At 73.6% G+C, this 23464-nt stretch carries 21 protein-coding genes and 1 tRNA gene; 15 read left to right on the forward strand and 7 right to left on the reverse strand.

The features are described from left to right. Nucleotides 1-37: 37 nt before the first annotated feature. The 3 genes from ACF08D_RS24805 to ACF08D_RS24815 form a co-directional block, all read right to left on the reverse strand. Nucleotides 38-367, reverse strand: a complete 330-nt coding sequence (locus ACF08D_RS24805; RefSeq protein WP_392225297.1) for an FmdB family zinc ribbon protein — start codon at nucleotides 365-367, stop codon at nucleotides 38-40. Between the two features lie 68 nt (nucleotides 368-435). After that, nucleotides 436-1740, reverse strand: a complete 1305-nt coding sequence (locus tag ACF08D_RS24810; protein WP_392225299.1) for an MFS transporter — start codon at nucleotides 1738-1740, stop codon at nucleotides 436-438. Nucleotides 1741-1994: 254 nt separating this feature from the next. Continuing rightward, nucleotides 1995-3449 (reverse strand): potassium/proton antiporter, encoded by a 1455-nt coding sequence (locus ACF08D_RS24815; RefSeq protein WP_392225301.1) that lies wholly within the window; start codon nucleotides 3447-3449, stop codon nucleotides 1995-1997. Nucleotides 3450-3747: 298 nt separating this feature from the next. On the opposite strand from ACF08D_RS24815, the gene ACF08D_RS24820 reads away from it, so the two are divergent. Beyond that, nucleotides 3748-6636, forward strand: coding sequence for a penicillin acylase family protein (locus ACF08D_RS24820; protein ID WP_392225303.1), 2889 nt, complete (start codon nucleotides 3748-3750; stop codon nucleotides 6634-6636). Nucleotides 6637-6707: 71 nt separating this feature from the next. Here the strand turns inward: ACF08D_RS24820 and ACF08D_RS24825 are convergent, their stop codons facing one another. Beyond that, nucleotides 6708-7301 carry a 5-formyltetrahydrofolate cyclo-ligase gene (locus ACF08D_RS24825; RefSeq protein WP_392225305.1) on the reverse strand — a complete coding sequence of 198 codons (594 nt, stop codon included), beginning with the start codon at nucleotides 7299-7301 and terminating at the stop codon, nucleotides 6708-6710. A gap of 92 nt (nucleotides 7302-7393) precedes the next feature. Here ACF08D_RS24825 and galU point away from each other — a divergent pair, with 92 nt between their 5' ends. The 8 genes from galU (at nucleotide 7394) to ACF08D_RS24865 (ending at nucleotide 14961) form a co-directional block, all read left to right on the forward strand. Then, complete coding sequence (gene galU / locus ACF08D_RS24830) at nucleotides 7394-8305, forward strand: UTP--glucose-1-phosphate uridylyltransferase GalU (protein WP_392225306.1); 912 nt, start codon at nucleotides 7394-7396, stop codon at nucleotides 8303-8305. Beyond that, nucleotides 8302-9609 (forward strand): gephyrin-like molybdotransferase Glp, encoded by a 1308-nt coding sequence (gene glp / locus ACF08D_RS24835; RefSeq protein WP_392225308.1) that lies wholly within the window; start codon nucleotides 8302-8304, stop codon nucleotides 9607-9609. The genes galU and glp overlap by 4 nt, the downstream gene beginning before the upstream one ends. A 126-nt stretch (nucleotides 9610-9735) precedes the next feature. Next, on the forward strand, nucleotides 9736-10236 hold the full coding sequence (gene moaC / locus ACF08D_RS24840) for a cyclic pyranopterin monophosphate synthase MoaC (RefSeq protein WP_392225310.1): 501 nt from the start codon (nucleotides 9736-9738) through the stop codon (nucleotides 10234-10236). Next, the gene (locus ACF08D_RS24845) at nucleotides 10233-10862 is read left to right on the forward strand and encodes a molybdenum cofactor biosynthesis protein B (protein WP_392225312.1); all 630 of its coding nucleotides are present in this window, start codon (nucleotides 10233-10235) and stop codon (nucleotides 10860-10862) included. Before moaC ends, ACF08D_RS24845 begins: the two co-directional genes overlap by 4 nt. Next, nucleotides 10859-11482 (forward strand): GNAT family N-acetyltransferase, encoded by a 624-nt coding sequence (locus ACF08D_RS24850; RefSeq protein WP_392225314.1) that lies wholly within the window; start codon nucleotides 10859-10861, stop codon nucleotides 11480-11482. Before ACF08D_RS24845 ends, ACF08D_RS24850 begins: the two co-directional genes overlap by 4 nt. Nucleotides 11483-11623: 141 nt before the next feature. Further along, nucleotides 11624-12697 carry a gephyrin-like molybdotransferase receptor GlpR gene (glpR, locus tag ACF08D_RS24855; RefSeq protein WP_392225316.1) on the forward strand — a complete coding sequence of 358 codons (1074 nt, stop codon included), beginning with the start codon at nucleotides 11624-11626 and terminating at the stop codon, nucleotides 12695-12697. Nucleotides 12698-12782: 85 nt separating this feature from the next. Then, nucleotides 12783-12856, forward strand: a tRNA-Ala gene (locus tag ACF08D_RS24860). Nucleotides 12857-13251: 395 nt separating this feature from the next. Continuing rightward, nucleotides 13252-14961 carry a ricin-type beta-trefoil lectin domain protein gene (locus ACF08D_RS24865; RefSeq protein WP_392225318.1) on the forward strand — a complete coding sequence of 570 codons (1710 nt, stop codon included), beginning with the start codon at nucleotides 13252-13254 and terminating at the stop codon, nucleotides 14959-14961. A 46-nt stretch (nucleotides 14962-15007) separates the two neighbouring features. Here the strand turns inward: ACF08D_RS24865 and ACF08D_RS24870 are convergent, their stop codons facing one another. Then, complete coding sequence (locus ACF08D_RS24870; protein WP_392225320.1) at nucleotides 15008-15979, reverse strand: trypsin-like serine peptidase; 972 nt, start codon at nucleotides 15977-15979, stop codon at nucleotides 15008-15010. A 200-nt stretch (nucleotides 15980-16179) separates the two neighbouring features. Then, complete coding sequence (locus ACF08D_RS24875) at nucleotides 16180-16659, reverse strand: GNAT family N-acetyltransferase (RefSeq protein ID WP_392225322.1); 480 nt, start codon at nucleotides 16657-16659, stop codon at nucleotides 16180-16182. Nucleotides 16660-16787: 128 nt separating this feature from the next. On the opposite strand from ACF08D_RS24875, the gene ACF08D_RS24880 reads away from it, so the two are divergent. Continuing rightward, a complete protein-coding gene (locus tag ACF08D_RS24880) occupies nucleotides 16788-17585 on the forward strand; it encodes an exodeoxyribonuclease III (RefSeq protein WP_392225324.1) in 798 nt (265 codons plus the stop codon). Nucleotides 17586-17711: 126 nt separating this feature from the next. Beyond that, nucleotides 17712-18794, forward strand: a complete 1083-nt coding sequence (locus tag ACF08D_RS24885; RefSeq protein WP_392225326.1) for a DUF6528 family protein — start codon at nucleotides 17712-17714, stop codon at nucleotides 18792-18794. 34 nt (nucleotides 18795-18828) lie between these two features. Here the strand turns inward: ACF08D_RS24885 and ACF08D_RS24890 are convergent, their stop codons facing one another. Beyond that, nucleotides 18829-19455 (reverse strand): MerR family transcriptional regulator, encoded by a 627-nt coding sequence (locus ACF08D_RS24890; RefSeq protein ID WP_392225614.1) that lies wholly within the window; start codon nucleotides 19453-19455, stop codon nucleotides 18829-18831. A 290-nt stretch (nucleotides 19456-19745) separates the two neighbouring features. Between ACF08D_RS24890 and ACF08D_RS24895 the strand changes: the two genes are divergently transcribed. The 4 genes from ACF08D_RS24895 (at nucleotide 19746) to ACF08D_RS24910 (ending at nucleotide 23329) form a co-directional block, all read left to right on the forward strand. Beyond that, nucleotides 19746-21251 (forward strand): flavin-containing monooxygenase, encoded by a 1506-nt coding sequence (locus tag ACF08D_RS24895; protein ID WP_392225328.1) that lies wholly within the window; start codon nucleotides 19746-19748, stop codon nucleotides 21249-21251. Continuing rightward, nucleotides 21248-22126, forward strand: coding sequence for an alpha/beta fold hydrolase (locus tag ACF08D_RS24900; RefSeq protein ID WP_392225330.1), 879 nt, complete (start codon nucleotides 21248-21250; stop codon nucleotides 22124-22126). The genes ACF08D_RS24895 and ACF08D_RS24900 overlap by 4 nt, the downstream gene beginning before the upstream one ends. Beyond that, on the forward strand, nucleotides 22123-23019 hold the full coding sequence (locus ACF08D_RS24905) for an SDR family oxidoreductase (RefSeq protein WP_392225332.1): 897 nt from the start codon (nucleotides 22123-22125) through the stop codon (nucleotides 23017-23019). The genes ACF08D_RS24900 and ACF08D_RS24905 overlap by 4 nt, the downstream gene beginning before the upstream one ends. Nucleotides 23020-23116: 97 nt before the next feature. Then, nucleotides 23117-23329 (forward strand): hypothetical protein, encoded by a 213-nt coding sequence (locus ACF08D_RS24910; protein ID WP_392225334.1) that lies wholly within the window; start codon nucleotides 23117-23119, stop codon nucleotides 23327-23329. The last annotated feature ends 135 nt before the right edge of the window (nucleotides 23330-23464 follow it).

The raw sequence follows: 23464 nt of genomic DNA on the forward strand, positions 1-23464 counted from the left end.
CGTCACTGGACGGCAGGGTCCCGGGGAGTCCGGAGGGTCAGGCGGCGGAGCTGGAGCCGCTGCCGGCCGTGCTCGACGCGGCGGGCTTGGAGTCCGACGCCGAGGAGGACGACGACGCCGACGCCGTCGACGAGGCCGGGGAGGAGCCCGAGGAGCTCGGCTTCGAGGCGGGCGAGCTGCTGGACGACGAGCCGCGGCTGTCGTTGCGGTAGAAGCCGGAGCCCTTGAAGACGATGCCGACCGCCGAGAACACCTTCTTCAGGCGTCCCTGGCAGCTCGGGCACTCGGTCAGAGCGTCATCGGTGAACTTCTGCACCGCCTCGAGGCCCTCGCCGCACTCGGTGCACTGGTACTGGTAGGTCGGCACTTGTCTTCCTCCTGGCACTCTCACTCGATGAGTGCTAACGACAGTCCATACTGACGTATTCCGCGGGATCAGTCCACCGTCACCGGTACGCGGTGACCGACACCACGTGCCACGGTCCGGGTCGCCGGGCGGGGCAGCAGCCGCGACCGGAGCGCCAGCAGGGTGGCCAGGGCCAGGGCCGTACCGGCCAGCGGGACCAGGAAACCGGCGGCGGAGCCGTGGGCGTCGGCGAGCCGTCCGGCCACCGTCACGGCGGCGGCCTGGCCCAGGGCGACGGCGCCCGTCAGCCAGGTGAACGCCTCGGTGCGGGCGGACGCCGGGACCAGCGACTCGACCAGGGTGTACCCGCTGATCAGGGCCGGGGCGATGCACAGGCCGACGACCAGGCCGAGCGCGCCCAGCAGCACCGCGGAGTGCGCGGACCACAGCAGCGAGGCGGCGAGCGTCAGGCCCGTGTAGCCGAGGATCAGCCGGCGGCGCGGCCCGGACTTCCAGGCGATGGCGCCGACCGCGACGCCGGCGAGCATGTTGCCCGCGGCGAAGAGCCCGTACAGCAGGCCGTTCATGCCGGGCTGCCCGATCTCCTCGGTGAACGCGGTCAGCGAGACCTGCATGCCGCCGAAGACGGAGCCGATGCCCAGGAAGGCGATGGCCAGGACCCGGACGCCGGGTACCGACAGGGCGGAGACGCGGTCCACGCGCGCGTGGGCGGCGGCCAGGCCGTGGGCGGGCTGGGTGCGGCGCTGGGCGGCGAAGAGCAGGCCGCCGACCAGGGTCAGTGCCGCCTCGGCGACCAGACCGGCCGCCGGGTGGACGCCGGTGCACAGCGCGGTGGCGAGGACGGGGCCGACGACGAAGGTGAACTCGTCGGTGACGGACTCGAAGGCCGCCGCGGTCGGCATCAGGGGCGAGCCCTCCAGCCGGGCGGCCCAGCGGGCCCGCACCATGGGCCCGATCTGCGGCACGGAGGCGCCGGTGGGCACCGCGGCGGCGAACAGCGCCCACAGGGGCGCGTCCGCGAGGGCGAGGGCCGTCAGGGCGGACACCGACGCGGTGTGCACCAGGACGCCGGGCACCAGGACGGCGCGCTGGCCGAAGCGGTCGGCGAGCTTGCCGCTCTGCGGGGCGAACAGGGCCATGGAGACGCCGGTGAACGCGGCGACGGCGCCGGCGCTGCCGTACGAACCGGTGGTGTGCTGCACCAGCAGGACGATGCCGATCGTCAGCATCGCGAAGGGCTGGCGGGCGGCGAAGCCGGGCAGCAGGAACGACCAGGCCCCGGGGGTGCGCAGGAGCTGCCCGTATCCGGGACGCCGGGCGGGGTCCTTCGAGGTGAGCGTCGTGTCCGTGGCTGTGTTGACAGCGGAGGGCACGGCTTGTGCCTTTCTGCCGCCTGGTAGCGCTCCCCAGGGTGTCGGGAGCCGCCGAGAGCTGTCCTCTTGCGCGGAACTGCGGTAGATACCGGGCTCCACTGCGGGGGAGCGTCACGGCCGCCATACGGTCGCGCCAGCTCTGCGTCAGGCAGAGTTGCGTCGATCAGTGTGCCTTCATGATACAGGGGGCGGCGGGTGCGGCACCTGTGAAATGGCCGATACCTCTCAGGTGCCGCCTCCGATTAACCGGATGTTCACTTTCCGCTTCCTGCCGTCCCCAGCCAGCCGGCCAGCTTGCCGCCCTGGCCCACCGCCCGCAGCCGCCGCTCGGTGGCGTCGCGGACCGGGTCGGTGGCGACCACCAGCAGCTCGTCGCCGCGCCGCAGCACGGTCGCGGGCGACGGTACGAAGCTCTTGCCCTCCCGTACGACGAGGGTGACCGCCGCGCCCGGCGGCAGCCGCAGCTCCGCGACCTCCACGCCGTGCATCCGGGACTTCTGGGGGACGGCGACCGACAGCAGGTGCCCGCGCAGCCGCTCCAGTGGGGCGGACTCGATCCCGAGGTCGGCCGCCTCGGAGCCGTCGCCCAGCCGCAGCGCACGGGCCAGCCAGGGCAGGGTGGGGCCCTGCACCAGGGTGTAGACGACCACGAGCACGAAGACGATGTTGAAGATCTTCTCGCTGCCCTCGATCCCGGACACCATGGGGATGGTCGCCAGGATGATGGGCACCGCTCCGCGCAGGCCCGCCCACGACATCAGGGCCTGCTCCTGCCAGGGCACCCGGAAGGGCAGCAGGCTCAGGAAGACCGACAGCGGCCGGGCCACCAGGGTCAGCACCAGGCCGACCATCACCGCCGGCCAGAAGTCGTCCACCAGCTCGTGCGGGGTCACCAGCAGCCCGAGCAGGACGAACATCCCGATCTGGGCGATCCAGCCCAGCCCCTCGGCGAAGCCCCGGTTCGCGGGCGCGTGCGGCAGCCGGGCGTTGCCCAGGATCACCGAGGCCAGGTAGACCGCGAGGAAGCCGCTGCCGTGCGCCATGGCGCCCGCCGCGTACGCGACGACGGCGATGGCCATCACGGCGATCGGGTAGAGGCCGGACGCGGGCAGCGCCACGTGCCGCAGCCCGAAGGAGCCGAGGAAGCCCACCGCGAGCCCGACGGCGGCGCCGATGGCCAGCTCCATGGCGATCGTGCCGAGCAGCACGTACCAGCTGTCGACCGGTCCGGTCGTGGAGAAGGCGACGACCAGGATCACCACGGGGGCGTCGTTGAAGCCGGACTCGGCCTCCAGGGTGCCCGTTATCCGCGAGGGCAGCGGCACCTTGCGGAGGACGGAGAAGACGGCGGCGGCGTCCGTCGAGGAGACCACCGCGCCGATGATCAGCGCCTGCCGCCAGTCCAGGCCCACCCAGTAGTGCGCCGCTGCGGCCGTGACACCCACGCTCACCGCGACGCCGGCGGTCGACAGGACGGCCGCCATCGGCAACGCGGGTTTGATCTCCTTCCACTTGGTTCCCAGGCCGCCCTCGGCCAGGATCACCACAAGCGCGGCATAGCCGATCACCTGGGTCAATTCGGCGTTGTCGAAGTGGACGTTGCCGATCCCGTCCTGCCCGATGGCGATCCCGATCCCGAGGTACAGGAGCAGGCTGGGCAGCCCGCTCCGGGACGAGATCCGCACCGCCGCGACGGCGATGAGCAGCACGAGCGAGCAGATGAACAGGAGTTCGTTGAGCTGGTGGACAGTCAGTGGCCGACCCTTTCCTCACATACGCGCCGGATCGTTCCCGCAGCGTCATTCGTTACTTTACCTAATCATTAACGCGTCCTTGACGCCGGGGTCCGGACGCGGCGCCCGTCCCGGGTCCCCGGGAGGGGTCCCACCAGGATCCCTCCGGGGTCCCGGAAGGGCCCCTTACTGACACCGCGTCCGGGCCGGCGGGGCGCTGCGCCTATGGTTGCTCCCAGCACTCCAGGACCAGCCTGCGCCTCGAAGGACAGCGATGCCCTCCAACACCACCGCCGCTTCCACCAAGAAGAAGGGGCGACGTGCCCGTCTGCTCGTGATCGCCCTGGTGCTGGCGCTGGTCGCGGGCGTCGGTTACGGCGCCTACTGGAGCGTCAGCACCGTGCGCGCCCCGTTCCCGCAGACCACGGGGAGCCTGAAGCTCGAAGGGCTGTCCGCACCCGTCGACGTGAAGCGGGACGGCTACGGCGTACCGCAGATCTACGCCTCCACCGACGAGGACCTGTTCCGCGCCCAGGGGTACGTCCAGGCGCAGGACCGCTTCTGGGAGATGGACGTGCGCCGGCACATGACGTCCGGGCGCCTGTCGGAGATGTTCGGCAAGGGGCAGGTCGAGACGGACGCCTTCCTGCGCACGCTGGGCTGGCACCGGGTGGCGCAGGAGGAGTACGACAAGCTCCTGTCGCCGGAGACCAAGAAGAACCTCCAGGCGTACGCGGACGGCGTCAACGCGTACCTCAAGGGCAAGGAGGGGCGTGACGTCTCGGTCGAGTACTCCGCCCTGTCCTTCACCAACGACTACGCGATCGAGCCCTGGACGCCGGTCGACTCCGTGGCCTGGCTGAAGGCGATGGCCTGGGACCTGCGCGGCAACATGCAGGAGGAGATCGACCGTTCGCTGATGACCACGCGGCTCAGCGACAAGCAGATCAAGGAGCTGTACCCGGCGTACCCGTACGACCTGCACCGTCCGATCGTGGACAAGGGCGGCGTCGACGAGGCCACCGGGAAGTTCGACCCCTCGGCCTCCGGCTCCGGCGGCAACGGTCCGGACGGTTCCGACGGAACCGGTAACGGCTCCGACGGAACCGGCTCCAATGGCACCGGTAACGGCTCCGACGGCACCGGCACCGGCAACAGCGGCGGCTTCGGCGCGGGCACTGGTACGGATACGGGTACGGGCACCGGGAACGGCGTCGGCGCGAGCACGCCCCAGGGCGCCGGTCAGGGCCTCCAGTCGCAGCTGTCCGCGCTGTCCGCCTCCCTGGAGCAGATCCCCGCGCTCCTCGGCCCCAACGGCAACGGCATCGGCTCCAACTCCTGGGTCGTCTCCGGCAAGTACACGACCACCGGCAAGCCGCTGCTGGCCAACGACCCGCACCTGGCGCCGCAGCTGCCCTCGCTCTGGTACCAGATGGGCCTGCACTGCCGTTCCGTCTCGGACAAGTGCCGTTACGACGTGGCCGGGTACACCTTCGCCGGGATGCCCGGCGTGGTCATCGGCCACAATCAGGACATCGCGTGGGGCTTCACCAACCTCGGCGCGGACGTCAGCGACCTGTACCTGGAGAAGGTCACCGACAGCGGCTACGAGTACGACGGCAAGGAGCTGCCCTTCGTCACCCGCCAGGAGGTCATCAGGATTGCCGGCGCGAAGGCCAGGACCATCACCGTCCGTACGACGAACAACGGCCCCCTGGTCTCCGACCGCAGCAACGAGCTGGAGAAGGTCGGCGACGAGGCACCGGTCACCGGCCCCGCGCCGGACCGGGGCGACGGCTACGCGGTGGCGCTGCGCTGGACCGCCCTGGACCCGGGCAAGTCCATGGACGCCGTCTTCAAGCTGAACCGCGCCACCGACTTCAAGCAGTTCCGCGAGGCCGCCCGCGACTTCGAGGTGCCCTCCCAGAACCTGATCTACGCCGACGCCAAGGGCGCCGAGGGCAACATCGGCTACCAGGCCCCCGGGAAGATCCCGGTCCGCCAGAAGGGCCACGACGGCACCCTCCCGGCGCCCGGCTGGGACAAGCGGTACACCTGGAAGAAGGAGTTCGTCCCCTTCGACGAGCTGCCGTACGAGGAGAACCCGGAGCGCGGCTACATCGTGACCGCCAACCAGGCCGTCATCGACCCGGACGCGTACCCGTACCGGCTCACCGAGGACTGGGGCTACGGCTCGCGCAGCCAGCGGATCAACGACCTGATCGAGTCCAAGACCAAGGACGGGGCCAAGGTCTCGACCGAGGACATGCGGACCATGCAGATGGACAACAGCAGCGAGATCGCCAAGCTGCTGACCCCCTACCTGCTGAAGATCGACATCTCCGACCCGCACGTCCGTGAGGCGCAGAAGCTCCTGGAGGGCTGGAACTACACCCAGGACGCGGACTCCGGGGCGGCGGCCTACTTCAACGGCGTCTGGCGCAATGTCCTCAAGCTCGCGTTCGGCAACAAACTCCCCAAGGAGCTGCGGGTGAAGGGCGAGTGCCTCAACGTCCGCCCGGCGGACTCCACCGGACCCGTCGACGAGCAGAACCGGCTGGTGCGGGAGTGCGGTCAGCGCGACGCCGAGTCGGCCCAGCCGGACGGCGGCGACCGCTGGTACGAGGTGGTCCGGCGCATCCTGGCCGACGAGGACAACGCGTGGTGGAAGTCCGCCCCGAGCCGTACGGACCGGAACGGCACCGCCACCCGTGACGAGCTGCTGAAGCGCGCCATGGTGGACGCCCGCTGGGAGCTGACGGCCAAGCTCGGCAAGGACGTCGACAGCTGGAGCTGGGGCCGGCTGCACCAGCTGACCCTGAAGAACCAGACCCTCGGCACCGAGGGCCCGGGGCTGGTCCAGTCGCTGCTCAACCGGGGCCCGTGGAACCTGTCCGGCGGGGAGGCGGCGGTGAACGCCACCGGCTGGAACGCGGCCGGCGGGTACGGGGTGGTCTGGGTGCCGTCCATGCGGATGGTGGTGAACGTCGGCGACTGGGACAAGTCCCGGTGGATCAACCTGACGGGTGCCTCCGGGCACGCCTACAGCGCCCACTACACCGACCAGACCGACAAGTGGGCCAAGGGCGAGCTGCTCGACTGGCCCTACGGCAAGCGGGCCGTGGACGCGGCGACCGAGGACACCCTGGCCCTCACGCCGTAGGACGCGCCGGGGCCCGCCGGGACCGGTCCCGGCGGGCCCCGGCGGGCGTCGACGCTCGCCGTCCGGGCCTGTCAGGCGCGGAAGCGGAGGACGGCCTCCGGGGTCACCGCCGTGTGCACGGGGTGGTCGTGCGGTTCCTCCGGGACCCGCTCGACCACCTCGTTCGCGTAGAGGAGCACCACCAGGGCCGGGTCGTGCCCGCCGCGGGCGATCCGGGCCAGCACCCGGTCGTAGGAGCCCCCGCCGCGCCCCAGCCGCATGCCCCGGACGTCCACCGCGAGGCCCGGCAGCAGGACCGTCTGCGCCTCCAGGACGGCCTCCCGGCCGAGCCGGGGCCCCGAGGGCTCCAGGAGGCCGCGGCGGGCCCGCACGAGCCCCTCGGCGCCCTCGTAGGCGGCCCAGTCCAGGTCGTCGTCCTCCAGCAGGACCGGCAGCAGGACCCGGACGCCCCGCTCGCGCAGTCCGTCCAGCACCGCGCGCGTGCCCGGTTCGCTCCCGGTCGAGACGTACGCGGCGACTGTCCGGGCCCGCCGCAGCTCGGGCAGGTTCAGGGCGAGATCGGCGAGAACCGAACCGGCGTTCCTGACGTCATCACCGGTCAGGAGGGTGCGAGTAGCGAGGAGTTGGCGCCGCAGAACGGTCTTTTCGGACAGGTCATCGGCCATGGCCACCTCACACACCTCGCGTCCCCCTACAAAGAGGACGAACGTAAACGGAAGTAATCTTCCGCCCATAACGACCAGATATGGTGCTCCGCATGAACCAGTCGCACCCCAGGATCAGCAAGGCTGTCATCCCCGCCGCCGGCCTCGGCACCAGGTTCCTGCCGGCCACGAAAGCCACTCCCAAAGAGATGCTGCCTGTGGTCGACAAGCCCGCCATCCAGTACGTCGTGGAGGAGGCCGTCGGCGCCGGCCTCTCCGACGTGCTGATGATCACGGGCCGCAACAAGCGTCCCCTGGAGGACCACTTCGACCGCAACTACGAGCTCGAGGAGGCCCTCGTCAAGAAGGGCGACCAGGAGCGCCTCGCCAAGGTCCAGGAGTCCAGCGACCTGGCCACCATGCACTACGTCCGCCAGGGCGACCCGCGCGGGCTGGGCCACGCCGTCCTGTGCGCCGCCCCGCACGTCGGCAACGAGCCCTTCGCGGTCCTCCTCGGCGACGACCTGATCGACCCGCGCGACCCGCTGCTCGCGCGGATGGTCGAGGTCCAGGAGCGCGAGGGCGGCAGCGTCGTGGCGCTGATGGAGGTCGAGCCGTCCCAGATCCACCTCTACGGCTGCGCCGCCGTGGAGCCCACCGCCGACTCCGACGTGGTGCGGGTGACGAACCTGGTCGAGAAGCCCGACCCGGCCGACGCGCCCAGCAACTACGCGGTGATCGGCCGGTACGTCCTCGACCCCGCCGTCTTCGGGATACTGCGGGAGACCGCGCCCGGCCGGGGCGGGGAGATCCAGCTCACCGACGCCCTCCAGAAGCTCGCCGCCGACGAGTCGGCGGGCGGTCCGGTGCACGGCGTGGTCTTCAAGGGCCGCCGCTACGACACCGGTGACCGGGGCGACTACCTGCGGGCCATTGTCAGACTCGCGTGCGAACGTGAGGATCTGGGACCGGACTTCCGCACCTGGCTGCGCAGGTATGTCACCGAGGAGATGCAGGGACTGTGAGTACGACCTGGTCGGTGGACGAGCACCTGGAGGACATCCTCCAGGCGGTCCACCCGCTCGACCCCATCGAGCTGCCGCTGCCCGACGCCCAGGGCTGTGTCCTGGTCGAGGACGTCATGGTGCCCGCCGCCCTGCCGCCCTTCGACAACAGCTCCATGGACGGATACGCGGTACGGGTCGCCGATGTCACCGGTGCCACCGAGGAGTTCCCGGCGGTGCTCACCGTGATCGGCGACGTGGCGGCGGGCAGCGGAGGGCTGCCCACCGTCGGCCCCGGCCAGGCCGCCCGCATCATGACCGGCGCCCCGCTGCCCCCGGGCGCCGAGGCCGTCGTCCCGGTGGAGTGGACCGACGGCGGCACCGGCGGGGCGCCCGCCACCGGCATGCGCGCCGCGAGCGCCGCCCCGGAGGGCGCGAGCGGCGAGGTCCGGGTCCACCGCCCGGCCGCGGCCGGCGCCCATGTCCGGGCGCGCGGCAGCGACGTCCGCGCCGGGGACCTGGCGCTGAGCGCCGGCACGGTCCTCGGCCCGCCGCAGATCGGGCTGCTCGCCGCGATCGGCCGCGGCACCGTCCGGGTCCGCCCCCGCCCGCGCGTGGTGGTGATCTCCACCGGGAGCGAGCTGGTCCAGCCCGGCGAGGAGCTGGGCCCCGGCCAGATCCACGACTCCAACAGCTTCGCCCTGGCCGCCGCCGCCCGGGACGCGGGCGCCATCGCCTACCGGGTCGGCGCCGTGACCGACGACGCCCCGACCCTGCGCGCCGCCGTCGAGGACCAGCTGATCCGCGCGGACCTGCTGGTCACCACGGGCGGGGTCAGCGTCGGCGCGTACGACGTGGTCAAGGAGGCCCTGTCCTCGGTGGCCGACGAGGACGAGCCGGGCGGCGGCATCGACTTCCGGAAGCTGGACATGCAGCCGGGCAAGCCGCAGGGCTTCGGCTCCATCGGCCCCGACCACACCCCGCTGCTCGCCCTGCCGGGCAACCCGGTCTCCAGCTACGTCTCCTTCGAGCTGTTCGTGCGCCCCGCGATCCGGGCGCTGATGGGCCTCGGGGACGTGCCGGACAGCCGGCGGCCACGCGTGCGTGCCGCCCTGGAGGCCAAGGAGCCGCTGTCCTCGCCGGCCGGCAAGCGCCAGTTCCTGCGCGGGCGGTACGACGCGGAGGCCGGCACCGTCACCCCCGTGGGCGGCACCGGGTCGCATTTGATCGCCGCCCTGGCCCAGGCGGACGCCCTGCTGGTGGTCCCCGAGGAGGCCACCGCCGTGGAGCCCGGGGCCGAACTGGACGTGATCCTCATCGGCTGACCGGCGGGGCGTGGCGGTACCGTGTCTGCCGCTGTGCCTTCCCGGGGGACCACCCCCGGCCCCCGGCGGCGCGACAATGGCCGTGCGGGGCAATCGGCGCCGGAACACGCGAGGCGGAGTTCAGCAGTGAGTACGCAAGGCAGCCTGACGCACATCGACGAGTCGGGGGCGGCCCGCATGGTCGACGTCTCCGGCAAGGACGTCACCGCGCGCACCGCCCGCGCCACCGGCCGGGTCCTCGTCTCCCCGCGGGTCGTCGAGCTGCTGCGCGGCGAGGGCGTGCCCAAGGGCGACGCCCTCGCCACCGCCCGGATCGCGGGCATCATGGGCGCCAAGCGCACCCCCGACCTCATCCCGCTCTGCCACCCGCTGGCGGTCTCGGGGGTGAAGCTCGACCTGTCGGTCGCGGACGACGCGGTGGAGATCGCGGCGACGGTGAGGACGACCGACCGCACGGGCGTGGAGATGGAGGCGCTCACCGCCGTGTCGGTGGCCGCGCTGACCGTCGTCGACATGATCAAGGCCGTGGACAAGTCGGCCGTCATCACCGATGTCCGGGTGGAGGAGAAGACGGGCGGCAAGTCCGGCACCTACCGGCGCGGCGAGGCCGAAGGGACATCGGCGTGAGCCCCCGGGCCGGCCAGGTCCACGGCGCACACGCCCCCGGGCAGGAGCCCGTCGAGCCCCCGGGCGCCCCCGCCCACACGCCGGCGCACGCCCCCGCGGCGCACGCCCCCCGGGCCCCTGCCACCGGACCGGCCGGCGGCGCCCCGTACCGCGCGCTGGTCGTCACCGCCTCCAACCGGGCGTCCGCCGGGGTGTACGAGGACAAGGGCGGCCCGATCCTCGCCGAGGGCCTCGCCCGGCTCGGCTTCACCGTCGACGGGCCCCAGGTCGTCCCGGACGGCGACCCGGTCGAGGCCGCCCTGCGCGCCGGGGTCGAGGCGGCGTACGACGTCATCCTCACCACCGGCGGCACCGGCGTCTCGCCCACCGACCGCACCCCCGACGTCACCCGCCGCGTCCTGGACGCCGAGGTCCCCGGCATCCCGGAGGCGATCCGGGCGTACGGCCGCGAGAAGGTGCCGACCGCCGCGCTCTCCCGCGGGCTCGCCGGGGTCGCCGGCCGCACCCTGATCGTCAACCTGCCCGGCTCCACCGGCGGGGTCCGCGACGGCCTCGCCGTACTGGAACCGCTCCTCGCGCACGCGGTCGACCAGCTCCGCGGCGGCGACCACCCCAGACCGTCATGAAACCCGCCTGGCCGGTGACGCTGGCGGACGGCGCCGTCGTCCTGCGGCCGATAAAGCTGCGCGACCAGCGGGAGTGGCGCGAGGTCAACCGGCGCAACCGCGACTGGCTGCGCCCCTGGGAGGCCACCGTCCCGCCGCCCGCGCCCGGCGTCCCACTCGCCCAGCGCCCCACCTACCGGCAGATGGTCCGCCACCTGCGCGCCGAGGCCAACGCCGGGCGCATGCTGCCGTTCGTGGTCGAGTACGAGGGCCGGCTGGTCGGGCAGCTCACCGTGGCGGGCATCACCTGGGGCTCGATGTGCTCGGGCCACGTCGGGTACTGGGTGGACCGGGACGTGGCCGGCCGGGGCGTCATGCCGACCGCGGTGGCGCTGGCGGTGGACCACTGCTTCCGTACGGTCGGCCTGCACCGGATCGAGGTGTGCATCCGGCCCGAGAACACGCCCAGCCGCCGGGTGGTGGAGAAACTGGGATTCCGGGAGGAGGGGCTGCGGCCCCGCTATCTCCACATCGACGGCGCCTGGCGCGACCATCTCGTCTTCGCGCTCACCGCCGAGGAGGTGCCGGAGGGCCTGCTGCGCCGCTGGCACCGGACGGGCCGGGGAGCACCCCGTAAATAAAATAAGTGTTCGAATTCGGTCGCCGTTCTTTCGCAACCGGTCCGACCAATCACAAAAAAATTCAGTGATATCAGCCAGATCGTGCGACACACCGGCCCAATTGGCCGATGGCCGGATGCGAACCCCTCTACGGTGTGAGGCGTGAGCAGCAGCGGCCTCATCTACGCAGTCATCGTCGGGGCCTGGGCCGCCTACCTGGTGCCGATGTGGCTCCGCAGGCAGGACGAGCTGAACGAAGCCCGTCCCACGGAACGTTTCAGCACCGCCATCCGGCTTCTGTCCGGACGCGCGGGGATGGAGCGCCGGTACGCCAAGGAGCTGCGCGAACGCACCGCCGAACAGGCGGCGTCGCCCGACGTCGACCCGGACGCCGAGACCGAGCACCTCAGCTCGGTCGACGTCCGGGCCTTCGCCGCGCCCCCGGACCACACGGAGGCGCGCCTGGAGGTCCCGGCGGCGCCCCCGGCGGCCCGCCGGGCCGGACCCGCGCCCGCCCGACGGCCCCGCCCGCAGGCGGCGGCCGAGCGCGCCCGGCGCTCCAAGGTCCTCGCCAGGCGCCGGCGCACCACGGTGGTCCTCTTCCTCGCCTTCACGCTCGGCGCGATCGTCGCCGCCGTCGGCGGCCTCGCGTTCCTGTGGGCGCCCGCCGTGCCGGCGGTGCTGCTGAGCGCGTACATCGTGCACCTGCGCCGCCAGGAGCGCCGCCGCTTCGTGTACGTGATGGACCGGCGCCGCGCCGAGGCCGCGGCCCAGCGCCTGCGCGAGAGCCGCCCGCGCGGCGGCCGGCCCGCCCCCGAGCCGGGCGAGGTGCCCGAGGCCCGCCACGAGCGGCCCGAACCCGAGCCCGCCCCCGCGCTGTCCCCGCAGGAGGCCGGGCGCCGCGCGCTGGTCGAGCAGACCGACCACGCCGAGTGGGTGGACCAGCAGCGCGACCACGGCCCGGACCGGGGCGACAGCTGGGACCCGGTGCCCGTGCCGCTGCCCACCTATGTCACCGCCCCGGTGGCCCCGCGCGCGACCGGCGGCGTGGACGTCACCGACCCGGAGACCTGGAGCGCGGCCCGCTCCTCCGCGGCCGAGCCCACCCCGCCGCCGCCCACCCGGCAGAACCCCCACCCGAGCCCGTACCCGCCGCGCCGCGCCCGCGACCACGGGCGCACGCCCCTCTTCGACCAGTACGCCGACGAGGACCGGCCGCGCGCGGCCAACGAGTGAGGCGGTGTGACCGGCGCCACGGGGCCCTGGGGGGTGCGGATTTCCGAGCACCCCGATCGGGGTGCTAATGTTTCACACGTCGCAAGGGCCTGTGGCGCAGTCTGGTAGCGCACCTCGTTCGCATCGAGGGGGTCTGGGGTTCAAATCCCCACAGGTCCACGCACACAAGATCCCGTCCGATCGTTCCGATCGGGCGGGATCTTCTCGTTGTGGTGGCGCCGGACCGTGCGGGGGCCGTGGCGCGGAAGGTGCCCGGGAAATCCGGGCGGATGCCGGAAGTCTTGTTCCCTACCGGCGGGTTATGGAAAGCTGTGCAGCCCCGCGGGCCCAACAGGGCGTAATCGCGCGGCACTTCGCATTCCCGGGCGGTGGCGGCCCACAAAGGCCCTGGCGTCGAAAAGGTATGTACCAATCAGGCTGCGTTTTTTGTGTGCTCCGCGCGTCCCGTGATTTCGCGTTCACACGTTTTCCGTGTGATCCGCGTCGTGCGCGCTTTCTCTCCCTCTCCGCGTGACCTTTCCGCCCTCGTCGCACAGCCCTGAATGGAAAGCCCCATGCCCGACAGCCGTCCCGAGCCTTCCGCCGTCCCGCCGCCGCCCTCCTACGCGCCCGCCTCCGGCGCCTCGGACGCGGCCCTGGCCGGCCTGCTCGGCGCGGGGCCGGGCGGCGGCGCGGCCGACGGCTACCCGGCCGCCGCGCTGATGGCCCGCCACTGCGGGGCGGTGACCGACTACGCGGCGCTCCTGACGGCCTCCCGCGACCACGTCCCGATGGTCGTGGCGGCCGCCTTCGCCCGCGTCCTGGACGAGCTGCGGCACGGCGGCGGGGACGGCACCGGGCCCGCGGCGCTCCGGCCCCGGCTGCTGGTGGCCGCGCGCCGCACCGCCGCGCAGTGGGCCGGCGACCCCCGCGTCGCGGCGCTCCTCACCGGGCTGCCCCGGCCCGCCGGACCGCCGCCCGAACGGCGCTTCGCCGCCCGGGCCTTCGCGGAACTGCCCGAAGCGGCACAGGTCCTGCTCTGGCACCGGGAGGTCGAGGCGGAGGGCATATCCATTCCCGCCGCATTGCTGGCCGTCGATCCCCGGACCGCGACGGCGGCACTCGACGACGCCCGTGAACTCTTCCGGGACGGCTGCCTGCGCGCCCACTGGGATCTCGCCGAGGACCAGGAATGCCGCCATTACAACCGGCTGCTCGACATTTCCCTGCGCCGCGGTGGAGCGCTGATCCCCGATATCCAGCGGCATTTGGTGACGTGCCGGCACTGCCGGTTCGCCGCCGACCAGTTGCGCCAGTCCGGCGGGCGGCTGGCGCTGCTGCTGGCCGAGGGCGTGCTGGGCGAGAAGGCGCGGGAGTACGTCGAGTCCCGGCCCGGCCGCGGCCGTGCCGGGGCGGCCGCGGCCGGGCCGCGCCGGGCGGGCCGCCACTCGCGCGGGGTGCCCGCCGGTGCGGTACGGCGCCTGGCGGCGGTCGTCCCGGAGGGCGCGGCGCGCCGGCTGGGGGCGCTGGTGCCGGGCGGACGGGCGGGCGCCGGGCTCGTGGTGGCCGGGGCCCTCGCCGTGACGTGCCTGCTGGGCGTGGTGGGACTGGTGGGCCTGGTGACGGAGGAGGACCCGCCCGTCCCGGCCGCCGGGCACAGCGCCGGGGCGGCCCCCTCGGGCCCCGGCTCCCGGCCGCCGTCCACCCCCGCCCACGCCCAGACCGGCACCGGGAGCGGAACCGGCGCGGGCGTCCTGACCACCCGGCTGCGCAACGCCGAGGGCGGGCTGTGCCTGGACGTCCGGGACGGCCTTCCGCGCGTCGGGGCGGAGCTGACGCTCGCCGCCTGCTCCGGCGCCCCGGCGCAGACCTGGCGGTACGAGCCGGACGGGCTGCTGCGCAACGCCGCGGCCCCCGACCTGTGCCCGCACTCCCAGGAGCCCTCCGGCGCGGCCCTGCTGCGGCTGTGCGCCACCCAGGGCGCCACCACCGTCCGCTACGACCTGAGCGTGCAGGGACACCTGGTGCCCCGCTGGCACGCGGGGCTCGGGCTGATGCCGGCCACCGTGCGGCCGGGCGCCACCGTGGTCGTCAAGCTGCGCGACACCTCGGTGTCCCACCGCTGGCTGACCGACACGGCGAACGCCGAGCCCGCGCCGCCGCCCGCCGCGCCCCCGCCCGCCGTCCCGTCGCCGAACGCCGCGCCGCCGGACGCCGCGCCGCCCGCCGTACGGGCGCCCGGCGGCACCGCGCCTGCGGTGAGCCCGGTCGGCGACGCGAGGTGAGCCGCGGGCGGCCCGGCGGGAGCCGCCCCGCCGGGCCGCCCGCGGGTCAGGACGCCTGGGCCTTGTCGTACAGGGCCTTGGCCTCGTTGCCGAAGTACGGGCCGAACATCCGGTTCGGCAGGAAGACGTAGCCGAAGCTGTTCACCGACACCTGGAGCCCGGTGCCCGCGGTCTCGTCGAAACCGGTGAACCAGGGGCCGCCGCTGGAGCCGCCCGTCATGTTGCAGCCCAGGCTGTGGTCCTGCGAGAAGAGGAAGTCCTTGGAGGAGTTCCCGCTGCAGTGGATCAGCTTGGAGCCGTCGTACGGGGACGCGGCCGGGAAGCCGAAGGCGTACATCCGCTTGTTGTAGCCGCCGTTGAACTGGATGCCCTGCGCGCCGGTGACGGCGGTGAGCTTCTGGCCGTTCAGCGGGGCGACCACGGCGGCACCGATGTCGTGGTTGATGTCCTCGCTCGCCTCCCACTGCGGGGTGGTCAGCGTCTTCGAGGCCGTCCACTGGCCGTAGGGGGCCTGGCCGTTGTCGTACCCGGGCACGAACACCCAGTTGGTGTGCCAGGCGCCCTGGTACTTGACGCAGTGCCCGGCGGTCATCACCGTGCTGCCGTTCTGGCTGGTGACGGCGTTGCCGGAGCAGGAGGCCGTACGGCCCTGCATGGTGAAGAACACCCGGCCCGAGGTCTTCACGACCGCGCCGCCGCCGGTCCACGCCCCGCCCGGCTGGGGGAACGCGGCGGGGGCCGCCGGGGTCGGGGCCACGGTCGTCGGGGCGCCGTCCGGCGCCGGGGCGCGGAGCCTGCTCGCGGCCCCGGGGGTGAGCACCAGGTCGAGCGGGGTGGCGGAGCGCATCCGGTCGGCGGTCCAGAAGGACCGTGCCTCGCGCTGTTCGGCGGCGGTGACGGTCCGGGCGCCGGGGGCGGGCGCCGGCGGGGCCGCGGTGGCGGCGGTGGCCGACAGGGCTCCGGTCAGCAGGGCTCCGGCGGTCAGCAGGACGCCCAGGGCGGTGCGGTGGCCTCTCACGCATGTCTCCTTCTGCCGTGCCCGGAGCGCGCTCGGCGCGGCCGGGCAGGGTGGGGGAACGAAGAGCGGTGCGGATCGACGTGCGTGAGGCAGAGTGCCACGGCCGGGAGCGTTTGTCAGGAGCGCGTCATGACAGTTTCGCCCCGGCGGGGAGTGCTCCGGTGGGGAGCAGGTGGGGTGCCGGTGCGGGTGTTGCCGGATCAGACCAGCGGCTTGGCGAAGCAGCGGCTGCTCTCGTACGCGCGGTAGTAGCCGAACTTGGCGCACGGCGCGTACCCGCTGGAGGTGTAGAGCGCGATCGCCTCCGGCTGCATGTCGCCCGTCTCCAGCACCATCCGGGTGCGCCCCGCCGCGCGGGCGTCGTCCTCCAGGGCGGCGAGGATGCGCCGGGCCAGGCCCAGGCCGCGCGCCTCGGGGACCACGTACATCCGCTTCAGCTCGGCGTCGCCGTCCGCGTACCCCTCGGGGTTCTCGTCCTGGGAGCGCCAGCCGCCGGTGGCCACGGGGCGGCCGTCCGGGTCGTACGCCATCAGGTAGAGGCCCAGCGGCGGGCGGAACATGTCCGGGCTCAGCGGGGTGAGGTCGCCGCCGTCGCCGTACCGCTCGACGTATTCGAGCTGCACCATGTCGTTGAGCTTGCGGGCGTCGGGGTGGTCGAACGCGGTGGACCGGACAATCATGCGATACATCGTACTTTCATGCGGAGTGATCTCGGGGTGGTCTCGGGGGCTCGGGGTGATGGCGGGGTGATCGCCCGCGGAGTGATCGCGCGGGGCGATCTTCGAGGCGTCATCGGTAGGGTGCCCGGATGCTCATTGTGACGTCCGTGAATGTGAACGGTCTGCGTGCCGCCGCCAAGAAGGGCTTCGTGGAGTGGCTGGCCGCCACCGAGGCCGACGTGGTCTGCCTCCAGGAGGTGCGCGCCGAGGAGTCCCAGCTCCCCGAGGCGGTCCGGGCGCCCGAGGGGTGGCACACCGTCCACGCCCCGGCCACCGCCAAGGGCCGCGCGGGCGTCGCCCTCTACACCCGGCGCGAGCCCGACGCGGTGCGCGTCGGTTTCGGGTCGGCGGAGTTCGACACCACCGGCCGGTACGTGGAGGCCGACCTGCCCGGCGTCACGGTCGCCAGCCTCTACCTGCCCTCGGGCGAGGTGGGCACCGAGCGGCAGGACGAGAAGATCCGCTTCATGGGCGAGTTCCTGCCGTACCTCGAGGGCCTGCGGGAGCGCGCCGCCGCCGACGGCCGCGAGGTCGTCGTCTGCGGCGACTGGAACATCGCCCACCAGGAGGCCGACCTCAAGAACTGGAAGGCCAACCGGAAGAACTCCGGCTTCCTGCCCGAGGAGCGGGACTGGCTGTCCCGCGTCTACGGCGAGGCGGGGTACGTGGACGTCGTCCGGGCCCTGCACCCCGAGCAGGAGGGGCCCTACTCGTGGTGGTCCTACCGGGGCCGGGCCTTCGACAACGACGCCGGCTGGCGCATCGACCTCCAGGTCGCCACGCCGGGCCTCGCCACGCGCGCGGTGAAGGCGTGGGTGGAGCGGGCCGCGACGCACGGCGAGCGGTGGAGCGACCACGCGCCGGTCTCCGCCGCCTACGACCTCTAGGCCGCCCTGAGGGCTCCCGCCCCGGGCGGGGAGGAAGCGGGGCCGGGAGATCCGGAAGTGAGGGTCTGTCCTCACTTGTGTGGCGAACCCCACACCGGGGGAATGCTTCTGACAGGGTGAGGCGGTGTGCGCATCACCGTCGTACGCCGGACGCCGCCGGGATCGTTCCCGGTCGCGGCGCTCGTCTGCGGCGTGCTGATCGCCGCCACCGTGCCGACGTCGGCCACCGTCCCGGTTCCCGCTGCCGTGATCCCCGCCGGGACGCCCGACGTCCTCCTCACCGACCAGGCCGGCCGGCGCGTCCTGGTCCTCGACGGGCACCGCCCCGACTGGGACCCGGGCGCCGATCCGGCGGCCGTGCGATGGGCGTTCTCGCCGCTCGGGGACGCCCGGTACGCCGATCTGGACCCCGCGACCAGCTGGGTGTACCCGAGCGAGGCCAAGGTGCGCCGGTGGCGCGGCCGGACCTATGTGCTGACCGTCGCCTCGCACGGCTTCGCGGCGGTGGTCGCGTACCCGTCGGGCCGGCGGTACTGGGGCGCGACCCTCTCGCCGGGCACCATCCGGCACAACCCGCACAGCATCGAGCTGCTGCCGGACGGCAATGTCGCCGTCGCGGCGAGCACCGGGGGCGTCGTGCGCCTCTACGCGGCCTCGCGCGGCGGGCCGGAGGCGCCGGACGCGGAGGTGCCGGGCGCGGAGCCGCCGGACGCGGAGGTGCCGTTCGCCTCGTTCCCGCTGAAGGACGCGCACGGGCTCCAGTGGGACGCCGGGCGGCGGGTGCTGTGGGCGCTCGGCGGCGACCGGCTGGTGGCGCTGCGGGTAGCCGGCACGGCGGCGGAGCCGGCCCTGGTGGCGGCCGGGGAGGCGCGGCTGCCGACCCCGCACGGCCATGACCTCGGGCAGGTCGCGGGCGACCCGGACCGGCTGTGGGTGAGCAGCGGCACGGCCGTCTACCAGTACGTGAAGAGCACCGGCGCCTTTTTGCGGGACTACCCGGGCGCGGCGGCGATCAGCCGGGCGAGGGTCAAGGCGGTGGGCGACGACCCGCTGACTGGGCAGGCGATCTCCACCGTGCCGGAGAAGGGCCTCGCGGAGACCTGGTGGACGCGGACGGTCGCCGTGCACCTGCCCGGCCGCACCCACCGGCTGGCCGGCGGCGGGATCTACAAGGCCCGGTGGTGGCGGCTCGGCCCGACCGGCCACTGAGGCGACGGGCACCGGGAGCCGGGCGCCGCCGGGGTCAGTCGCCGGGCGCGCGGAGCCGGCGGTCGAGGGCCATCGACAGCTCGGCCTCCACCACGCTCTTGGCCAGCGGGCGCAGCCGTACGACATCGGCGTCACCGGCCGCGTGGGTGTGCAGCAGGTCGGCGAAGAGGGCGGCCAGGGCGTCGGCGTGCTCCCGGACGCGGGCCCCGGCCGCCAGCACGGCGGCCAGCGGGACGCCCTCGTCGACCAGGGCGGCCGACACGTCCAGCAGGCGGCGGCTGACGTGGACGATCTCCTCGCCGTCGGTGGCGAGGTAGCCCAGCTCCAGCGCGGCGGCGAGGTTCTCGGCCGTGACCTGATCGCCGAAGTGGTCGGCCAGCTCCTCCGGGGTGAGCCGCACCGGCTCCTCCTCCGTCGGCTCGCCCAGCCCGAGCACCTCGCCGACGTCCCGCCCGCTCTCGAAGGCGGAGGCCAGGTCGGCGATGCCGTTGAGGGTGTGGCCCCGCTCCAGCAGGGCGGCGATCGTCCGCAGCCGGGTCAGGTGCTGGTGCCCGTACCAGGCGATGCGCCCCTCCCGGCGGGGCGGCGGGATCAGGCCGCGCTCGCGGTAGAACCGCAGCGTACGGGTGGTGATGCCGGCCTCCCGGGCCAGCTCCTCCATGCGGAACTCCCGGGCCCCGGCGGGCTGTCCGGCCGGCTCCCGCGCCGTTCCGCCGGGCCTGCCGCCCGCTCGTACGCCGGTCGCCGTCCGGCTCGCCCGTCCGTTCGCCCGCTGGTTCGTCACGCCCGCAACCCTATGTCGTACCGCCGGTAACTTTCCTCGTCCCAACCCCTACCGCTCGGTAGGGAGCTGCTCTACTCTCCCAACAACCGTGCCAGTGATTGCTGGCACGGTCGTGGACATCAGACTATCCCGGACTGTCTGTCCCGACTGTCCGATGCGGAGGCGGCATGAGCCAGCACGAGCACGTACGAGTGGCGGTGATCGGATCCGGATTCGGCGGCCTCGGCGCCGCCGTCCGGCTGCGCCGCGAGGGGATCACCGACTTCGTGGTCCTGGAGCGGGCCGAGTCCGTCGGCGGCACCTGGCGCGACAACAGCTACCCCGGCTGCGCCTGTGACGTCCCGTCGCACCTCTACTCGTTCTCGTTCGCGCCCAACCCCGACTGGCCGCGCACCTTCTCCGGGCAGCGGCACATCCGCGCCTACCTGGAGCACGTCACCGACACCTTCCGGCTGCGCCCGCACCTGCGCCTGGGGCACGAGGTGCTGATGATGCGCTGGAACACCGACGAGCTGTGGTGGGAGATCGAGACCTCCCGCGGCCGGTTCACCGCCGACGCCGTGGTCTCCGCCACCGGCCCGCTGTCCGACCCCAAGGTGCCGGACGTCCCCGGGCTCGCCGCCTTCCAGGAGGCGGGCGGCAAGGTCTTCCACTCCGCCCGCTGGGACCACGACTACGACCTGGCCGGCAAGCGGGTGGCGATGATCGGCACCGGCGCCTCGGCCATCCAGATCGTGCCCGCCATCCAGCCGCGGGTCGCGAGCCTCACCCTCTTCCAGCGCACCCCGCCCTGGGTGATGCCCCGCATGGACCGGGCCATCACCGGCGCCGAGCGGTGGCTGCACCGGCAGGTGCCCCTCACCGCGACCGCCCGGCGCGGCCTCCTCTGGGGCATCAGGGAACTCCAGGTCAGCGCCTTCACCAAGCGCCCCAACGAACTGCGCCTGGTCGAGTCCCTCGCCAAGGCCAACATGGCCCGGGCCATCAAGGACCCCGCCCTGCGCGCCCGGCTGACCCCCTCGTACCGCATCGGCTGCAAGCGCATCCTGCTCTCCAGCGAGTACTACCCGGCCCTCGCCAAGCCCAATGTGGACGTCGTCGCCTCCGGGCTGGCCGAGATCAGCGGCCGGGCCGCCGTCGCCGCCGACGGCACCCGCGCCGAGGTCGACGCGATCGTCTTCGGCACCGGCTTCCACGTCACCGACATGCCCATCGCCGAACGGGTCGTGGGCGCGGACGGGGTCACCCTCGCCGAGGCGTGGAAGGACGGCATGGAGTCGCTGCGCGGCGCGACCGCCGCCGGCTTCCCCAACTGGATGACGATCATCGGGCCCAACACCGGCCTCGGGAACTCCTCCATGATCCTGATGATCGAGTCCCAGCTGAACTACATGGCCGACTACCTGCGGCAGTTGGGCGCCCTCGGCGGCCGGGCCGCCCTCGCCGCCCGCCCGTCCGCCGTCGCCGCCTGGAACCGCCGCGTCCAGGCCCGGATGGAGCGGACCGTGTGGAACGCCGGCGGCTGCGACAGCTGGTACCTGGACGCCAGCGGGCGCAACACCACCATCTGGCCGGGCACCACCTCCGAGTTCCGCCGCGCCACGCGCGCGGTGGACCTCGGCGAGTACGAGATCGTCCGCGCCCGCTCGCTGTCCGAGGAGGCCGCCGCGTGAGGACCGTCCCCGTCGTCTCCGCCGACGGCTCGAAGCTGCACGCCGAGGTGTACGGGCCCGAGGGCGCCCCCACGGTCGTGCTCGCCCACGGCTGGACCTGCTCCACCCTCTTCTGGGCCGCCCAGGTGCGGGACCTGTCCGCCGACCACCGGGTCGTCGTCTACGACCAGCGCGGCCACGGCCGTTCGCCGGCGGCCCGCCCCGGCGGGTGCACCACCGACGCCCTCGCCGACGACCTGGAGGCCGTGCTCGCCGCGACCCTGGCCCCGGGGGAGAAGGCCGTCCTCGCCGGGCACTCCATGGGCGGCATGGCCCTCATGGCCGCCGCCGGACGGCCCGGGCTGCACGAGCACGCGGCGGCGGTCCTGCTCTGCAGCACCGGCCCCTCCCGGCTGGTCGCCGAGTCCCTGGTGCTGCCCCTGCGGGCGGGGCGGCTGCGGGAGCGGCTGACCGGCGCCGTCCTCGGCGCCCGCGCCCCCCTCGGGCCGGTGACCCCCGTGTCCCGGGCCATCCTCAAGTACGCCACCATGGGCCCCGGTTCGGCGGCCGAGCGGGTCGCCGAGTGCGCCCGGATCGTGCACGCCTGCCCCCGCGGCGTACGCGTGGCGTGGTCGCGCGTCCTCGCCACGCTCGACCTCGCGGCGGGCCTGGCGGAGCTGACCGTGCCGACGGCGGTGCTCGTCGGCAGCGCCGACCGGCTCACCCCGCCCGTCCACGCGCGGGCGCTGGCCGCCGCGCTGCCCGACTGCGCCGGGCTGGAGGAGCTGCCCGGCATCGGGCACATGACGCCCGTCGAGGCGCCCGAGGCCGTCACGGCCCGTATCCGGGCCCTGGTGGCCACCTACGTCCGTACCGAGCAGGAGGAAGCCGTATGAGCAGGGTGAGCCTGGAAGGACAGGTCGCCGTCGTCACCGGCGGGGCGCGGGGCGTCGGGGAGCTCCTCGCGCGCAAACTGTCCGCGCGGGGAGCGAAGGTCGCGCTCCTGGGCCTCGAACCGGAGCTGCTCAAGGAGGTCTCCGGGCGGCTGCACACCGAGAGCGACTGGTGGCACGTCGACGTCACCGACCACCGGGCCATGGCGCGCGCCGCCGCCGAGGTCAAGGAGCGCTTCGGCAGGGTGGACATCGTGGTCGCCAACGCGGGCGTCGCGGCCGGCGGCCCCTTCGTGGACTCCGACCCGGACGCCTGGCGGCGGGTCGTCGAGGTCAACCTCATCGGCAGCGCGGTCACCGGACGGGCCTTCCTGCCGGTGCTCATGGAGAGCCGGGGGTACTTCCTCCAGATCGCCTCGCTCGCCGCGATCACCCCGGCGCCGATGATGAGCGCCTACTGCGCGTCCAAGTCCGGGGTGGAGGCGTTCGCGCACAGCCTGCGCGCCGAGGTCGGGCACAAGGGTGTACGGGTCGGCGTCGGCTACCTCTCCTGGACCGACACCGACATGGTGCGCGGCGCCGACCAGGACGACGTGATGGCCGAGCTGCGGCAGCGGCTGCCGTGGCCCTCCAACCGCACCTACCCGCTCGGCCCCGCCGTGGACCGGATCGTCGCCGGGATCGAGCGGCGCTCGGCGCACGTGTACGCCCAGTGGTGGCTGCGGGGCATGCAGTCCGTACGCGGCTACCTCCCGGCGCTCATCGGCACCGTGGGCCGGCGCGAGATGCGGCGCTTCGAGCCGCGCCTGGGCCAGGTGCGACGGGGCCTGGTCGGAGCCGGCGGCGCGGCGGACGAGGCGGAGCGCACCCAGGGTGAGCGCGTCGTCACGGAATGATCGAAATGCGTGGTATGTCCGGTCGTGTCAGTCTGATCGAGGCCGGGAGCCGAACACGGTTCCCGCAAGTCCCCACACGCTTTCAGGAGACACCTCGATGGGTATCGCAGACCAGTTCCAGGACAAGGCCCAGGACATGAAGGACCAGGCCAAGCGCCGGGCCCAGGACGCCAAGCGCGACACGCAGGAGCGCTCGCAGCAGGACCGGCAGCAGGACCGGCAGCAGGGCGGCCGCCCCGAGCGCGACGAGCGCCGCCCCCAGGGCGACAACCGCATGGCGCAGGACCGGCGCGAGCGCGACGAGGTCTGACGTCCGACGCTGACGCCACACGGCAGGGCGCACCCGGGACGCCGGGTGCGCTCTGCCTGTCTTTTGGCTCGGTTCGTCTCCGGGGGGCCCTGAGCGTGCGTCGACGGTCGATCGTGCTCGGCCCTTCGTTCCTCA

This window comes from Streptomyces sp. NPDC015131 (genome assembly GCF_043079975.1).
In the GTDB taxonomy this organism is placed as follows: Bacteria; Actinomycetota; Actinomycetes; order Streptomycetales; family Streptomycetaceae; genus Streptomyces.

Excerpts from the sequence above, each read along its gene's own strand:
- ACF08D_RS24820 (WP_392225303.1), top strand. The coding sequence starts at position 3,748 with ATGCCCTCCAACACCACCGCCGCTTCCACCAAGAAGAAGGGGCGACGT.
- ACF08D_RS24825 (WP_392225305.1), bottom strand. The coding sequence starts at position 7,301 with ATGGCCGATGACCTGTCCGAAAAGACCGTTCTGCGGCGCCAACTCCTC.
- galU (WP_392225306.1), top strand. The coding sequence starts at position 7,394 with ATGAACCAGTCGCACCCCAGGATCAGCAAGGCTGTCATCCCCGCCGCC.
- ACF08D_RS24850 (WP_392225314.1), top strand. The coding sequence starts at position 10,859 with ATGAAACCCGCCTGGCCGGTGACGCTGGCGGACGGCGCCGTCGTCCTG.
- ACF08D_RS24865 (WP_392225318.1), top strand. The coding sequence starts at position 13,252 with ATGCCCGACAGCCGTCCCGAGCCTTCCGCCGTCCCGCCGCCGCCCTCC.
- ACF08D_RS24875 (WP_392225322.1), bottom strand. The coding sequence starts at position 16,659 with ATGATTGTCCGGTCCACCGCGTTCGACCACCCCGACGCCCGCAAGCTC.
- ACF08D_RS24880 (WP_392225324.1), top strand. The coding sequence starts at position 16,788 with ATGCTCATTGTGACGTCCGTGAATGTGAACGGTCTGCGTGCCGCCGCC.
- ACF08D_RS24890 (WP_392225614.1), bottom strand. The coding sequence starts at position 19,455 with ATGGAGGAGCTGGCCCGGGAGGCCGGCATCACCACCCGTACGCTGCGG.
- ACF08D_RS24895 (WP_392225328.1), top strand. The coding sequence starts at position 19,746 with ATGAGCCAGCACGAGCACGTACGAGTGGCGGTGATCGGATCCGGATTC.
- ACF08D_RS24905 (WP_392225332.1), top strand. The coding sequence starts at position 22,123 with ATGAGCAGGGTGAGCCTGGAAGGACAGGTCGCCGTCGTCACCGGCGGG.
- ACF08D_RS24910 (WP_392225334.1), top strand. The coding sequence starts at position 23,117 with ATGGGTATCGCAGACCAGTTCCAGGACAAGGCCCAGGACATGAAGGAC.